Raw genomic sequence first — 14,734 nt, forward strand, 5'->3', positions numbered from 1 at the left:
TATCTGGAAAGTCGTAACTGACTGAATCTGAATCAGAGGATGGCGGCGACGTTGGTCAGCCCGACGGTCGTGCCGTTCGACAGCACGAGACCCGGCGTACCGCTTGCCTGCATGACGACGCTTTGCACCGTCGCGCTCGACAACGTGGTCGCGGTCGCCTGCTGGCCGTTGATCGTGCCGACCGCGCTGATCGTGTACGTGCCGTCCGGCAGCGCGTTGCCGGCGGAGTCGGTCGGCGTCCAGCCCACCGGCACCGTGCCGGCCGACTGCTTGCCGAGGTCGACCGTGCTGACGATCTGCCCTGCCGAATTCTTGATGACCACCTGCAGGTCGCTCACCGAGTTGGCGAGCTGCACGCCGAACGAGGTGGCCTTGCCGCTCGCGACCGTGGTCGTATTGCCCGGGGCGAGCACGGTCGAACCGATCAGCAGCGCGGCTTGCGACTGCTGGCCCGCCGACATCTGCGTGGCGAGCGAGCTCAGGGTGGTGTTCAGCTGGCTGATACCCGACACCGTGTTGATCTGCGCCAGCTGCGAGGTCATCTGCGAGCTGTCCATCGGGTTGGTCGGGTCCTGGTTCTGCAACTGCGCGACGAGCAGTTGCAGGAAGGTCTGCTGCAGGCTGCTGGCGGACGTGCTGCTGCTCGAACTCGTCGAGCTGGTCGCGCCCGACGCGCTCGAGCTCTTGCCCGTGCCGTTCATGGTATCGAGCAACGTCTGCGAGACAGTCGTGCCGTTGCTGCCGATAGAGGTGTTGGTGGTCAAGGAGCTCTCCTCAGGTTCCGATCGTGAGCGTTTTCAGCATCAGTGTCTTGGCGGTGTTCAGGGTCTCGACGTTGGCCTGGTAGGAACGCGAGGCCGAAATCATGTTGACCATTTCCTGCACCGGGTCGACGTTGGGCAACGTGACGTAGCCGTCCGAATTGGCGGCCGGGTTGCCCGGGTCGTAGGCCGTCTTCATCGGCGTCGGGTCGTCGACCACGCCGGTGACCTGCACGCCGCCGACCTGCTGGCCCGACGCGGTGCGTGCGCCGCCGAGCGGGCTCACCGCGAACACGACCTGCTTGGCCTTGTACGGCTGGCCGTCGGGGCCGGTCGTGCTGTCCGCGTTGGCGAGGTTCGACGCCGTCACGTTAAGCCGCTGCGATTGCGCGGACATCGCGGAACCCGCGACGCCAAAAATATTCATCAGGGATGGCATGTTTCCTCACTCCTTTCCTGTCGACCCGGGCCGGCGCTTCTCGCGCCTGCCCGAATCCCCTGTGACCTGTTTCTCGGTTGCCGCCGGTGCGATCCGGCGGCGACGTCGATTCCCGTAGCGATTTGTTCCTGCGTACTGCTGTATCTGTGTCTGCCTGCGTGTCTATGACTGACCTGCTGCCGGCAGCGATGCGATGTCTTGCTATCGCGCCGGTTATTACGAGCCCGACTGAATGGCCGACAGCATGGTCTTGATCTGATTCGACAGCACCGTCATGCCCGATTCGAAATGCAGCGTGTTGTCCGCGAACTGCACCCGCTCGGTGTCGATGTCGACCGTATTGCCGTCGAGCGCGGGCTGCGTCGGAATGCGGTACTGCAGATTGCCGTAGTCGTCCGACGCGCCGCCGGTCGGCGTCAGCGTCGATTTGCCCGGCATGTGGCCGGGCGCGGTCGAGACCATCGACATGCCGCTCGTCACGCCCGCGGGCTGCGTCATCGCGAGCGTCGAGTTGTTCGACGCGGCGGTGCCGGTGGCGCCGTCGCTCTTCTTCAGCGCGCCGGCCAGCGACGAAGCGAAGTCGACGTCGCGTGCCTTGTACCCGGGGGTATCGGCGTTGGCGATGTTCGACGACAGCAGCTCCTGGCGATAGGCGCGCACATCGAGCGCCTGGCGGCCAAAGGCGAATTCGGCATCGAGTTTGTCCAGCATTGAAATCTCCGGAGAACGTTCCCGAGGCTTCCCACCGCAGCCTCGCGTGAGGACTGCACGAGGCGGGAAGGCCTTTTTGCATGAAGTGCATCTTATGGGCGGGGCGCAAGGAGCAATCGGACGAATAACCGGGAAAGGGGGCTTCTATTCAACGTTTGCGCAAAGGGGGCGCTCACTAGAATGCAAAGCGTACCGATGCATTCGATGGAGAACCGCGATGGACCAGCCCACCTTCGATCCGACGCCCTGCGCGAACCGCGCGGCGCATCGCGTGGGTGCGGGCATGCCACGCCGGCTGGCGATGTCCGCCATCTCATCGGCACGGTTCGCACGGTGGCTGGCGGGGTCGGCGCTGTGTCTGTCGGCCGGCGTGCTGCTGGTTACGCCCGCCGCTTCCGCGCAGGACGCCGACGGGCCGATCGTGATTCCCGGTCCCGGCGAAAAGAATCCCGCCGCGCTCGCGGATCTCGCGCAACAGATGCAGGCCGCGCCGGCGAAGCGCGCGGGTTCGCCGGCGACACTCGCGGCGGCGACCGCGCAGTCGATGGCGCCCGGTCCCGTGTCGCGCAACACCGACGAGTTCACGCGTGCCGCCAATGCGAGCGGTTCGATCGTGATTCCGGGTGCGGGCGAGCCGGCATCGGCCGCGCCGCAGATGATCCGCACGAATTTCAAACCGGACGCGAACGGCGTGGTGACGATTCCCGCGGCGAATACGCAAGCGGGAGCGGCTGGCGTCAACGTCGTGCCGGGACAGCGTCAGGCCGTGCCGGTGGTGGTCACGCCGGCGGTCCGGCCGGCCGTGGGTGTGCAGCCGGTGATGGCGAATGCGCCTGTCGGTAGTGCAGCTGGCAATGCCGGCGTCGGCATCGGCATCGGCGCTAGAAACGCGCTTAATCCCAACGTCAGCGCCAGCGGCGTCGCCGGCATCGCCAGCGACGCGTCCGCCAACGGTGGCTTCGACAGTCTCGCTTCGCGCGGCGAGCCGCCGCAACTGGGCGCGAACGGCAAGCCCGTCGCGGCCCGGCCGATCGCGCGGCCTGTCACTAGCGCCGCGCAGTTTGCCGGCGCGACACCCGCTTCGAACGGCATAGCGACGGCGGTGCCGGCCTCGGCGATTCCGCCCGTTTCTACCGCAGCCGCAGCCGCAACCGCAGCCACAGCGTCAACACTTGCGACGCCCGCCCGTTCATCCCCCAACCGGCCGCTCGCTCCGGCGCTCGCGCAACAGAATCTGCGCCCCGCCGCCGTCCCGCAACCCGCGCCGCTGCCCGGCCAGCAGGATGCGGAAGCGATCCGCGGCGCGGCACTCGCGTTTCTGCAACAACAATCAACGGGCTTGCCCGGCAAGGTCGACATCACCGTCGCGCAGGCCTTCCCGCGCGGCCTCGCGGCCTGCACCGCGCTCGAACCGTTCATGCCGAGCGGCGCGCGCCTGTGGGGCCGCACGACGGTCGGCGTGCGCTGCGCGGGCGAACGGCCGTGGACCATCTACCTGCAAGCGCGCATCTCGCTGCACGCCACCTACTATCTCGCCGCCCGCGCGATGGCGCCGGGCGAAGTGCTGAGCGCCGCCGACCTCGTCGCCCGGGACGGCGACCTGACCGGCTTGCCGCAAGCGATCATCACGGACCCATCGGAAGCCATCGGTTCGGTCACGCTGATGCGCGTGGCCGGCGGCATGCCGCTGCGCTGCGACATGCTGAAGAGCGCGTCGGCGGTGTCGATCGGACAGACGGTACGGGTCGTCGCCGCGGGGGCCGGCTTCGCGATTTCGGCCGAAGGCAGCGCGATGAACAACGCGTCGCCCGGCCAGCAGGTCAAGGTCCGCACGGCCAACGGCCAGATCATTTCCGGCATCGTCAAGGACGGGTCGACGGTGGAGATTCAGCTATGAACCGGCAGGCGCGTGGCGCCGGCCGGAACGATCCCGCCAAAGGGCCGGATCGTCTTGAAGAGCAAGGCAAAACCTGGAGCGATTGCGCTAAAGTTTTGATCAACGCTTGCCGTTATCAGAATCAAATCGTTCAGGAAGCCCATCGTGAAAGTCGATTCCACAACCAATTCGAATCTGCCGACGTTGAAAGACGCCCTCTCCCGTTCGCAACAAAGCGACGCGACGAGCGCGAACAGCAACGCCCAGAGCGCCGGCACGGCCGCGCAATCCACCACCGGCAGCACGTCGGGCGACGCGAGCGTCAGCCTGTCGGGTCTGTCGCAGCATCTGCGCAGCCTGGCGGCGTCCGGTTCGGCGGACATCGACACGGCGCACGTCGAGTCGATCAAGCAGGCCATCAAGGACGGCACGCTGACCATCGACTCCGGCAAGATCGCCGACGGCGTGCTGAACACCGCACGCGACCTGTTGCAAAGCAAAACCTCGTCGACCGGCAACTGATCGACACATCGAAGTACGGTGAATTGCCGGGCGGCGTTCGACAAACCCGGCTCGCGAAGCTAGCGCGAGCCGTCGTGTTCAGCGAGTTGTTGAGATGAAAGACGCCCTGCTTGCCACCCTCGCCGAAGAATATTCGGCTGTCGAGGCGTTCGCCTCGATCCTGACGCTCGAGACCAAGGCACTGACCGCCTTGTCGCCGCTGGAGTTGCTTCCGCCGATCGTCGAACAGAAAACCGAACTGATCGGCGTGCTCGCCCGGCTCGAAGCCGAGCGCGACGCACAGCTCGCCGAGATGGGCCTGCCTGGCGGCTGGTCCGGCATGGAACTCGCGGCCAGCGCCGACGCGCGCGTCGCCGAACAATGGTCGCTGTTGCAGAAAGCCGCCGAGCGCGCGCGCCGCTTCAATACGAGCAACGGCGAACTGATCCGCGTGCGGATGGACTACAACCAGCGAGCCCTCGCCGCGTTGCAGGTCGAAGTGCCGAAAAAGACCAACTTCTACGGCCCGGATGGGCGGATTCCGTCGCAACCTGCGGTGTGATGCCGCTGTGGCTGTGACGCGCGCCGGTTCGTCGCCGGCGCGCCGCCGATGCGTTTTCTTCGGGTTTTCTTCTGAAGCGCTGCTGAAAGCCCAGCGCCAACAACGCTAAACCATTGTCTTCCCCAAGGGCTCGTCGTTCGACGAGCCCTTTCTGTTTTCCGCATCCCCGCAGCATCTCTCCCGACCGCCCTGCACGCCTTGCCCAGCAAGCGTTAGCCATTCGGCCAGGTGGCGTAGAGCCGTCCGGCGCGTTGAAAATCATGGCTCCCCCCCACTGAAGGTTCGCCGCCCTCCGTTCCGCGCTTCGACGCGAATCCGGACGGCCAGGGCGGATGCTACCCACTAGCGAGGTTGTGTAATCGTGTGTATTATGCGGAGAGTGATTCATGAACAGCGCCCAGGTCGTCAAATTGATTCAGGCGGAAGGCTGGAATCTGGTCCGGATTTCGGGCAGCCATCGCCATTTCCGGCATCCATTGAAGGGTGGTCTCGTGACCATCCCCCACCCCAAGAAGGATTTGCCGCCGGGCACCTTGAACAGCATCCTGAAACAGGCGGGCTTGAAATGAAAAACCTGATTTTCCCGATCGCCATCGAAGCGGGCGACAAGCAACACGCGTTTGGCGTCGTGGTGCCGGATATTCCCGGCTGCTTCGCGGCCGGCGATACGCTGGAAGAGGCTTACGAGAATGTGAAAGCGGCGATCGAATCGCATCTGGACACGCTGCTCGACGAAGGTATGCCGCTTCCGCAGGCGGGCAAGCTCGACGAGCATCGCCGCAATCCCGACTACGCGGGCTTCGTATGGGGATTTGTCGTGACGCGGAATATTCCCGCGCTGAAGAAGTCGGTGCGTATCAACATCTCGCTGCCCGAGGTGCTGATCCAGGATATCGACAGCTACGCGCAAACGCGCGGTATGTCGCGCTCGGCATTTCTGGCGTTGGCCGCGGAACGGGAGATGGTCGCGGCTTGAAACAGGCCGGCCGGGGTCGGTCGGCCTCAGTTCATTCCCTGCTGGCGCGTGGCCGACTCTCAGTTGACTCTCAGTTAACTTTCTGTCGACCTCAACCCAACTCAGATTGCCTCAGGTCGCCTCGGCATTCGCCCAGGCCATTTCGCGCAGACGGGTACGCAACCGCGCCACCGCCTGGCTGTGCAGCTGACACACCCGCGATTCGCTGACTTCCATCACCGCGCCGATTTCGCGCAGGTTCATCCCACGTTCGTAGTACAGCGACATCAGCAGCTTTTCGCGTTCCGGCAAACGGTCGATCGCCTCCACCAGCGCCGAGCGCAGGCTGTCGTCGAGCAACGCGGACAGCGGGTCCGAATGATCGACGCAGTAGCGGTCGAGGAACGGCTCGTCGTCCGCCGAACGGTCGAAGTCTTCGTAGTAGATCAACTGGCTGCCGTGCAGATCCTGGAGCATCGACTGATACTCGTCGAGCGGCATCTGCAGGTGCTCGGCGATTTCCGTTTCGCTTGCCGAGCGGCCCAGGTTCTGTTCGACCTTGTGCACCGCCGTTTCGACTTCGCGCGAGGTACGCCGCAGGCTACGCGGCAACCAGTCGTTGCTGCGCAGCTCGTCGAGCATCGCGCCGCGAATCCGCTGGCTGGCGTAGGTCTCGAACTGCGCGCCCTGGTCTTCCTTGTAACGGCTCGCTGCGTCCAGCAGGCCGATCATGCCGGCCTGAATCAGATCGTCGAGATCGACGCTCGCCGGCATCTTGGCGACGAGCTGCAAGCCGAGTCGGCGCACGAGCGGCGCGTACTTCGTCAGAACGTCGGCTTGGGAAATCTTTCCCTGAGCGTTATACATCGTGCTCCCCTTGTCCTTGTGCCGCCTCTCAGGCGTGCTGCGCAGACGGTTGGTCGGCGTGTTGCGCCGCTGTAACTGTCGCAGGCGCCATCCATGGCGTTTGCGACGACATCGCTGGCCGCATCGGCCAGTACTGCAATTCGGCGGCGAGGTGACGGAAATCGCGCGCAGCCGGTGTCGACGGGAACGCATCGACGACACAACGCGACAACTCCAGTGCCCGCGCCATCCGCGTATCCGCGGCAATGCAACCGGCGTCTTCCAGCGCCACCGTCAGGTAACGCCCGGCCACGCCGGCCAGGTTGGCGAACGCGGTATGCGCGTCGCTCACGCTCTGCACGTGATTCACCAGCACGCGGAACTGCGCGAGCGCGTGGGCGTAGTGCAGGCGCTTCATGCAGGCGTACGCCTCGGTGATCGCCTGCGCGACCATGCGCGTGACGATCAACACGTCGTGCGCCTGTTTCGCGAGCGGCGACAGGTGACCTTGCTGGTCGAGCTGCGCATCGATCAGCACCACGTCCGCCGAACCGTGCAACACCACGCCGAGCTGCGCGGGCGAATGGCCTTCGCGATTCAGTCGCGACGCCGCCAGCACCGAGAAACCTAGCGCGTGGCGCGCGGCGGCATCGTCGAGCGTCATCTCGCCGCGCATCACCGCGGCGAAATTGCCGGCGCCACGCAAGCCGCCGAGCATCGTGCACACCGACAGTTCGCCGAGGCACTCGTCGATCACCAATACGTCCTTGCCTTGCTGCGCGAGCGCCGCGGCGAGGTTCACCACCGTCGTCGTACAGCCTGCCCCGGTCGAGCCGCCCGTCACCGCAATCACGCGCGAGCCGCTACGCGCCAGCAGGCGCCGCAGTCCTTCTGCCTGATCGGAGATGAGCTTATCCAAAGCGGACCTCGTGGAGTTCGGCGGTCGAGCGTGCGGACATCGCGGACAGCAAACCCGGAATATCGTCGTCGTGCGGCACGAACGGCGAGTGGTCGCGCGGAATGCAGAACGCGCTCTTGATCAGGAATTTCTTCGTTGCGACGTACAGGTTCTCCGGCACCTTCTGACCGGTCGACACGTAATGCACCGGCAGCTTGTAGCGGATCACGGTGTCGAGCACGCCGCCCAGATTGGTGGCTTCGTCGAGCTTGGTCAGAATGCAGCCGGCGAGCGGCTGTTGATCCGGCGCGCGCTGATAGGCCTGCACGACTTCGTTGAGCGTATCGCCATGGCTGGTCGCGTTGAGCAGCAGCAGGCGCTGCACCGGCTGACCGGCACGGCACAGCATCGCGATCTGGTCGGAAACCAGACGGTCGCGCTGGCTCATGCCGATCGTGTCGATAAGCACGATGTGTTTGTTGCGCAATTCGGAGAGCGCGAGCTGCAGGTCGGCGCCGTCCTTCACTGCGTGCACCGACACGCCGAGAATCTTGCCGAAGATGCGCAGCTGTTCGTGACCGCCGATCCGGTAGCTGTCGGTGGTGAGCAGCGCGACCTTGCTGGCGCCGAAGCGCATCACGCAGCGCGCGGCGAGCTTGGCGGTGGTGGTGGTCTTGCCGACGCCGGTCGGACCCATCAGCGCGAACACGCCGCCACGCTCCATCAGCGCGTCTTCGTCTTCCATCACCGGCAGGTTCGATGCGAGCACCGAGCGCACCCAGTCCATGCCGCCGTCCATGCTGTCGACGTCGTCAGGCAGGTTGTCGACCATCATCTGCACGAGCTGCGCGGAGAATCCGGCGGCGAACAGATGCTTGGTCAGCGCGGCGCGCGCCGGGCTGCGACGTTGACGGTCGCCCCACAGCAAACCGGCGAAGTGTTCTTCCATCATGCCGCGCATCGACGACAGTTCGTTCATCACCGTGTCGTTGACGACCTGCTCCATGCGCGCCTTGATCGCTTCGGCGACGGCGGCCGGGGTGCGGGCGTCGTCGCTCGACGCGAAGGCCGGCGAGATTTTCTGCGCGGCGCGGCGCGCGGCGAGTTGCGCGGCTTCGCGCGCCCACTCCGGGGTGTCGATGGTTTGCGCGGCGGCGGCGCTCGCGGCCGGGTGGCCGGCATAGCCCGCTTCGACCGTGGAGCCGAGGCCCTTGGCCATCGCGGCAGCCGGCGTCATCGTCGCGGGGCGGGCGCTGTAAGCCCCTTCTTCCTGCTGTTCGGCGGCGATACGGCGCGCGTGATCGATCAGCCAGGGATTCGATTCGGCCATCGTACGCGGCGTGTGTGCGTCGGCGATCGGCGCGACGGGCGCCGGCGGCACGCCGGCAGCCTTCAGCAGATCGGCGCGAATGTCCTGGTTCAGGCGCGCGGCCGCGGCGCGCGCGCTCGACGATTCGGCGGTGCCGGGCTGCGGCAACGTGACCGGCGCGGACTTGGCCGGCGCGGCGGCCGGTTGCGAAGCGTGCGCGCCATGGTTGCCGTGGGCGCCAGGCAGCGCGGCTTTCGGCGCGGCGGCTTGCGCGGGCTTTGCCGTTTGCTTCAATGCGGGATGTGCCGTCGGGTTCGCAGCCGCATGGCTGGCGGCCGGAGCCGGCATCGCGTCGAGGTCGTCGCTCAAGGCGTCGTCATCGGTCGAGTACGGGCCGATGGCGTGGCCGCCGCCGTTCTCCAGGCCCGCTTCCGGGCTCGCGCCGAACACCGACGAGAACACGTCCGGCATGCCGCTCGCATAAGGATTCGCACCCGACAAAGCACCGGGGGCCGTGCGCGGCGCGCTCAGCGCGGGATGCCCAGCCGGGCCATTCATCGCGCCTGCCTGCTGCGCGGCGACGCCGCCGCGCGGCGCTTTCGGCGCGATGGCAGCCAGGTCGCTGTCGGCCAAGGCGACGATTTCGACGCTACCGTCGTCCATCGTGCGATTGGACAGTACGACCGCGTCCGCGCCCAAGGCTTCGCGTACGAGACGCAGCGCATCACGACTGGTAGCACCGACATATTTACGAATGTTCAAGCTGGACCCCCGATGAGGTAAACGGACTAACGGACCGGCAACATACCGCTTCCCATTGAGATCATTATTGCGAAACCCGTCGAGCGACGATCGATGGATAAAGCCTGTTAAAGGGGGGTAATTCGGCCGATGGAAACGTGCCGCAAGTCGCCCGCACGGCGGTTTAAAAAGGGGCGTCGAGCGGTGGGAGACAGCGCGCTCGCGGGTACGCTCACGTACCGGACACGCCGCCCGCAACGCGAAGTGACAAGTCAGGTCAGGTCAGGTCAGGCGCCGAAATGAAAACCGGCGCTCTATGAGCGCCGGTCGTACGAAACCTTCGAGGCAAGCTGAAGCGCCTCAATGCGCCCCGATCAGATTCACCACCTTGATATTGCGCGTATCCGGCACTTCCGCGTACGACAGCACCTTCAACTGCGGCAGGCTGCGCCGCAGGAAGCGCGCGAGCATCGGCCGCAACGCGTGCTGTACCAGCAGCACCGGCGCCAGCCCGATGTTCTGCTGACGCGTCATCGCCTTCTGCGTCTCCGTCAGCAGCGTATGCGCGAGCCCCGGCTCCAGCCCCGGATTGGAACCCGTGGACAACGCCTGCGACAACACCCGTTCGAGGTTCGAGTCGAGTCCCATCACCTGCATGTCGCCGGTACCCGGGAACCACTGCTGGGTGATCGCGCGACCCAGCGCGAGCCGCACGGCGGCGGTGAGATCGTGCGCGTCGGTGATCTTCGGTGCGTGTTCGGACAGCGCTTCGAGAATCGTGCGCATGTCGCGGATCGGCACGCCTTCTTCCAGCAGGTTCTGCAACACCTTCTGCAGCGTGGTGAGCGGCAACGACTTCGGCACCAGATCGTCGACCAGCGACGGCGTGTCTTTCTGCATCCGCTCCAGCAGCGCCTGCACTTCGCGGCGGCCGAGCAGTTCCGACGCATGCGTGACCACGAGGTGGTTCAGGTGAGTCGCCACCACGGTGCTCGAATCGACCACCGTGTAGCCGTACACCTGCGCCTGCTCGCGCAGATTCGTGTCGATCCAGATCGCCGGCAAACCGAACGCCGGGTCCGTGGTGGGCGTGCCCGGCAGCGCCGCCGACACCTGGCCGGGATTGATCGCCAGCCACTGCCCCGGATACGCTTCGCCGACGCCCACTTCCACGCCCTTCAGCGCGATCCGGTAACCGTTCGGCCGCAGTTCGAGGTTGTCGCGGATATGAATGACCGGCGGCAAAAAGCCGATTTCCTGCGCGAACTTCTTGCGGATGCTCTTGATCCGCTTCAGCAGTTCGCCGTCGGTATTCTTGTCGACCAGCGGAATCAACCGGTAACCGACTTCGAGGCCGAGCGTGTCGATCATCGTCACGTCGTCCCAGCTGGCTTCGGTGTTCTCGACCGGCGTCATCGCGGCCGGCGCGACGTCGACCAGCGCGGTGGTGTTCTTGCGGTCCTCGGCGCGCTTCTTCATCGTGCGGCCGAGCTGGATCAGGCCGCCGCCGAGAATCAGAAACGCGAAGTGCGGCATGCCCGGAATCAGGCCCATCAGCACCAGAATGCAGCCGGTGATCACCAGCACGCGCGGATTCGTGAACAACTGGCCCGTGAGCTGGGTGCCGATGTCCTCGTTGGTCGCCACGCGCGACACGATCACGCCGGCCGCCGTCGAAATCACCAGCGACGGAATCTGCGCGACCAGACCGTCACCGATGGTCAGCAGCGTGTAGTTCTTGCCCGCCGACGCGAAGTCCATACCGTGCTGAACCATCCCGACGATCAGTCCGCCGAGAATGTTGATCACCATGATCAGCAAACCGGCGATCGCATCGCCGCGCACGAACTTGCTCGCGCCGTCCATGGAACCGTAGAACTCGGCTTCCTGCGACACTTCCGAGCGGCGCTTTCTGGCCTGCTCTTCGTTGATGAGGCCAGCGTTCAGATCGGCGTCGATCGCCATCTGCTTGCCGGGCATCGCGTCGAGCGTGAAGCGCGCGGACACTTCCGCGATCCGCCCCGCGCCCTTGGTGATCACCATGAAGTTGATGACCATCAGGATGATGAAGACGACGATACCGACCGCGAAGTTGCCACCCACGAGGAAGTGACCGAACGACTCGATCACCTGACCCGCGGCGTCGGGGCCGGTATGGCCTTCGAGCAGCACGACCCGCGTCGATGCCACGTTCAGCGACAGCCGCAGCAGCGTCGAGAACAGCAGCACGCTGGGGAACGCGGCGAAGTCGAGCGGCTTCATCGTGTACATGCTGACGAGCAGCACCATCACGGACAGCGCGATGTTGAAGGTGAACAGCAGGTCCAGCAGGAACGGCGGCAACGGCAGAATCATCATGCCGAGGATCATGCAGATCAGCACCGGCCCGGCGAGGGCGCGCAAATTGGTGCTGCTCAAGGCATCCGGCCGTCGAGCGAGGAAACCGGCGCGTGCGTTCATGCGGAGGCTCCTGAAGCGTCGTCGTTAGCGGGGTTGAGAGTGTCGGCGGCTTCCTGGGCGGCTTCGTCGTCCGCCACGCCGCCCTTGTCGAGCTCGGGCGGCACGTCCAGGTCGGTCGGTGCGACCGGCGTGGTGCCGCCTTCGGTGTTGAAACGCCGCAGCTGATACACCCACGCGAGCACTTCCGCGACCGCGCCGTACAACGGCCCCGGAATCTCGCGGTTCAGCTCGACGTTGTGATACAGCGCCCGCGCGAGCGGCGGCGCTTCCAGCAACGGCACGTTGTTTTCGGCGGCGATCTCGCGAATCCGCGCGGCCACCAGGTTCACGCCCTTGGCGACCACCTTCGGCGCGCGCATCTCGCCATCCGCGTATTGCAGCGCGACCGCGAAGTGCGTCGGGTTGGTGACCACCACGTCGGCCTTCGGCACATTGGTCATCATGCGGCGGCGGGCGATCGCGCGCTGCTGCTGGCGAATCCGGCCCTTGACGTGCGGATCGCCTTCGCTCTCGCGATGCTCGCGCTTCACTTCTTCCTTCGTCATGCGCAATTTCTTGTGGAACTGCCAGAGCTGGTACGGCACGTCCATCGCGGCGACCACGAACATGCCGGCGACCGTCATGCCGCAGCACACGGCGATCAGATGCGCGGAGTTGGCCAGCGCGAGTGGCAGCGGCTGGGTCGCCAGCGCGAGCACGTCTTCGCGGCGATTCCACATCGTCGTCCCGCCGATGATGCCCACCACCAGCGTCTTCGCGAGCGACATGCCGAGCTGGATCGGACCATTGATCGAGAAGATCTTGCCGAGCCCTTCGATCGGATTGAGCCGGTTGAATTTGGGTTCGAGGCCCTTGGCGGACAGCTGCCAGCCGCCCAGCGCCATCGGCGCGAGCAGCGCGGCGAGGCCGGTGAACGCCAGCACGGGCAGCAGCGCGTAAAGCCCTTCGCGGCTCGCCACGCCCGCGCCGCTCATCATCTTCCGCGTTTCGAAAACGCTCGCGTGATTGAACGTGAAGGCGGTGCGCAGCATGCCCTGCAAATGTTCGCCGATGCTGCTGGACATGCCCCACACGCCGAAGAACCCCGCCGCCAGCAGGGCGAAGGTCGACAGTTCCCGCGAACGCACGATCTGCCCTTCCTCGCGCGCCTTCTGCAGGCGCCGGGGAGTGGCTGATTCGGTTTTTTCGAGGTCGCTGTCCTCTGCCACAAAGCTCTCCAGTCGGCCGAGGCACGGCGCCTCTTTCCAGTGAGAGCGATTATTCCCGCTCGACGCAAGCGCCGATCGACGGATAAGGGCGGAGAAAGGGGGGTATTTCGAGGGATGGAACAGGGCGGCGGCACACGCCGCCGCCCTGCCCGCGGCACTTTCCGGTCAGAACGCCACGAACGGCGTCTGGCCGCCGGTCGCGGACCGGTCGAAGCCGTAATACACGTAGCGCCCGTAGAAGAACGGCAAGCCGAGGTCGAACGAGCTATTGCCGCTGAGCTGCCCGGCGAGGTCGTTGAACGCGTAGTTGCTGGTGTTGAACAGCGTCGACGCATTCAGGATGCCGATGCTGGCCAGCGCCCGCGTACTGTTGTTGCCGCCGAGCGTCACTGAACGGGTCTGCGCGGCCGACGGGCAGTAAAAGCCCTGCAGGTTGCCGCTGCACTGTGTGATCGACGAATCCGCGAAAAAGTACGCGTTCGAGCCCGAATCGAGGAACGCCTGCACCGTCGAGCCGTTGAACACACTGCTGTTCAGGTCGCCGTAACCGTCGGTGGTGAAGGACTGCGAGGCAGCCAGCGGGTTGTTGGTCTGGGTGTTGATGCCGAACACCAGCGTACCCGTCACCGACGCATTGCCGGTATTGCCCACCGGCGGCAATTGCACGATCACGCCGTTGTTGTCGCCCGCGAAGTTCGCCACCGGATTCGCCACCTGCTGGTTGAGCGGCACCGTGGCGCGCGAGCAGGAGGCGCCGCCGGGACATGCGTAGTAATTGCTGTAGATCGCCGCCGTCGACCCTGTCGAGCAGGTCGTGCCGCAGTCGTTGAGCGCGGTGCCGATGCCGAGAATGCCGTTCGCACCGAGATCGCTGACGGTGTTTTCCGCCGATCCGCTGCAACCGCGCGAGGGCACCGTGCTGGCGGCCATGTCGCCGATGATCTGCAGCGGAATCGCGCTCGTCGTTGTTTCGCCGCCAATCGAGACGGTCGCGGTCCGCACCGAGCCCCACGTGTAGCCATCGGCGAAGGTCGCGCACTCGGCAAGCTGGCCCGCGGCCACCGAACTGACCGGCAACACGCCGAGCAACGACGGATTGATCACCGAGCTGACCAGCCGCAAGCCGAACGACGCGGTGTCCACCTGAATATTCGGGATGGTCTGGCAGTTGGTCGCGGAGCCCGGCGCGCAGATCGTCACGCTGACCGTCGGAATATTGGCGACGCCGTTCGTTCCGGCGCCCACCGTGATCTGCGCGGTATTCGCCGCACCCACGGCAATCGGCTGCTGGGTCGGACTGGCCGGCAGCGAGCCGCCGTTCAGCGCGGAATTGCCGCTGTTACCGCCATCGCCCCCCCCTCCGCCTCCGCCGCCGCACGCGACGAGCACCGACATCAGCATCGCCGCCGCGACGGCCTGCCCCCAGCTCTTGAGCTGCACAGCACTACGCATGGTTCGCATCGTCGT

Annotated in this window: 15 protein-coding genes; 5 read left to right on the top strand and 10 right to left on the bottom strand. The window is 65.7% G+C overall.

Features of this window, described 5'->3' with window-relative positions:
- Nucleotides 1-32: 32 nt before the first annotated feature.
- The 3 genes from LFL96_RS18785 to flgB form a co-directional block, all read right to left on the bottom strand.
- On the bottom strand, nucleotides 33-764 hold the full coding sequence (locus LFL96_RS18785) for a flagellar hook assembly protein FlgD (RefSeq protein ID WP_280996704.1): 732 nt from the start codon (nucleotides 762-764) through the stop codon (nucleotides 33-35).
- Between the two features lie 10 nt (nucleotides 765-774).
- Nucleotides 775-1,200 (bottom strand): flagellar basal body rod protein FlgC, encoded by a 426-nt coding sequence (gene flgC / locus LFL96_RS18790; RefSeq protein WP_012434707.1) that lies wholly within the window; start codon nucleotides 1,198-1,200, stop codon nucleotides 775-777.
- Nucleotides 1,201-1,416: 216 nt separating this feature from the next.
- The gene (flgB, locus tag LFL96_RS18795) at nucleotides 1,417-1,911 is read right to left on the bottom strand and encodes a flagellar basal body rod protein FlgB (protein WP_280996706.1); all 495 of its coding nucleotides are present in this window, start codon (nucleotides 1,909-1,911) and stop codon (nucleotides 1,417-1,419) included.
- Nucleotides 1,912-2,128: 217 nt separating this feature from the next.
- Here flgB and flgA point away from each other — a divergent pair, with 217 nt between their 5' ends.
- Nucleotides 2,129-3,808 carry a flagellar basal body P-ring formation chaperone FlgA gene (gene flgA, locus LFL96_RS18800; protein ID WP_280996707.1) on the top strand — a complete coding sequence of 560 codons (1,680 nt, stop codon included), beginning with the start codon at nucleotides 2,129-2,131 and terminating at the stop codon, nucleotides 3,806-3,808.
- On the opposite strand, the gene LFL96_RS18805 is transcribed toward flgA, so the two are convergent.
- Nucleotides 3,799-3,951, bottom strand: a complete 153-nt coding sequence (locus tag LFL96_RS18805; protein ID WP_280996708.1) for a hypothetical protein — start codon at nucleotides 3,949-3,951, stop codon at nucleotides 3,799-3,801. The genes flgA and LFL96_RS18805 overlap by 10 nt on opposite strands.
- Nucleotide 3,952: 1 nt before the next feature.
- Here LFL96_RS18805 and flgM point away from each other — a divergent pair, with 1 nt between their 5' ends.
- The 4 genes from flgM (at nucleotide 3,953) to LFL96_RS18825 (ending at nucleotide 5,826) form a co-directional block, all read left to right on the top strand.
- A complete protein-coding gene (gene flgM / locus LFL96_RS18810) occupies nucleotides 3,953-4,309 on the top strand; it encodes a flagellar biosynthesis anti-sigma factor FlgM (protein WP_280996709.1) in 357 nt (118 codons plus the stop codon).
- Nucleotides 4,310-4,403: 94 nt separating this feature from the next.
- On the top strand, nucleotides 4,404-4,850 hold the full coding sequence (locus tag LFL96_RS18815; RefSeq protein ID WP_280996710.1) for a flagellar protein FlgN: 447 nt from the start codon (nucleotides 4,404-4,406) through the stop codon (nucleotides 4,848-4,850).
- 386 nt (nucleotides 4,851-5,236) lie between these two features.
- On the top strand, nucleotides 5,237-5,419 hold the full coding sequence (locus LFL96_RS18820; protein WP_280996711.1) for a type II toxin-antitoxin system HicA family toxin: 183 nt from the start codon (nucleotides 5,237-5,239) through the stop codon (nucleotides 5,417-5,419).
- Nucleotides 5,416-5,826 (top strand): type II toxin-antitoxin system HicB family antitoxin, encoded by a 411-nt coding sequence (locus LFL96_RS18825; RefSeq protein ID WP_280996713.1) that lies wholly within the window; start codon nucleotides 5,416-5,418, stop codon nucleotides 5,824-5,826. The genes LFL96_RS18820 and LFL96_RS18825 overlap by 4 nt, the downstream gene beginning before the upstream one ends.
- 111 nt (nucleotides 5,827-5,937) lie before the next feature.
- Here the strand turns inward: LFL96_RS18825 and LFL96_RS18830 are convergent, their stop codons facing one another.
- The 6 genes from LFL96_RS18830 to LFL96_RS18855 all read right to left on the bottom strand — a co-directional run bounded on the left by LFL96_RS18830 (nucleotide 5,938) and on the right by LFL96_RS18855 (nucleotide 14,728).
- The gene (locus LFL96_RS18830) at nucleotides 5,938-6,672 is read right to left on the bottom strand and encodes an RNA polymerase sigma factor FliA (RefSeq protein ID WP_007179960.1); all 735 of its coding nucleotides are present in this window, start codon (nucleotides 6,670-6,672) and stop codon (nucleotides 5,938-5,940) included.
- A gap of 28 nt (nucleotides 6,673-6,700) precedes the next feature.
- Nucleotides 6,701-7,570, bottom strand: coding sequence for an AAA family ATPase (locus LFL96_RS18835; RefSeq protein ID WP_280996714.1), 870 nt, complete (start codon nucleotides 7,568-7,570; stop codon nucleotides 6,701-6,703).
- The gene (flhF, locus tag LFL96_RS18840) at nucleotides 7,563-9,620 is read right to left on the bottom strand and encodes a flagellar biosynthesis protein FlhF (RefSeq protein ID WP_280996715.1); all 2,058 of its coding nucleotides are present in this window, start codon (nucleotides 9,618-9,620) and stop codon (nucleotides 7,563-7,565) included. Before flhF ends, LFL96_RS18835 begins: the two co-directional genes overlap by 8 nt.
- Before the next feature lie 339 nt (nucleotides 9,621-9,959).
- Complete coding sequence (gene flhA / locus LFL96_RS18845) at nucleotides 9,960-12,059, bottom strand: flagellar biosynthesis protein FlhA (protein ID WP_280996716.1); 2,100 nt, start codon at nucleotides 12,057-12,059, stop codon at nucleotides 9,960-9,962.
- Nucleotides 12,056-13,267 (bottom strand): flagellar biosynthesis protein FlhB, encoded by a 1,212-nt coding sequence (gene flhB, locus LFL96_RS18850; RefSeq protein WP_280996717.1) that lies wholly within the window; start codon nucleotides 13,265-13,267, stop codon nucleotides 12,056-12,058. The genes flhA and flhB overlap by 4 nt, the downstream gene beginning before the upstream one ends.
- A gap of 165 nt (nucleotides 13,268-13,432) precedes the next feature.
- Nucleotides 13,433-14,728, bottom strand: coding sequence for a DUF3443 domain-containing protein (locus tag LFL96_RS18855; RefSeq protein ID WP_280996718.1), 1,296 nt, complete (start codon nucleotides 14,726-14,728; stop codon nucleotides 13,433-13,435).
- Nucleotides 14,729-14,734: the final 6 nt, after the last annotated feature.

This window comes from Paraburkholderia sp. D15 (assembly GCF_029910215.1).
Classification (GTDB): Bacteria; Pseudomonadota; Gammaproteobacteria; order Burkholderiales; family Burkholderiaceae; genus Paraburkholderia.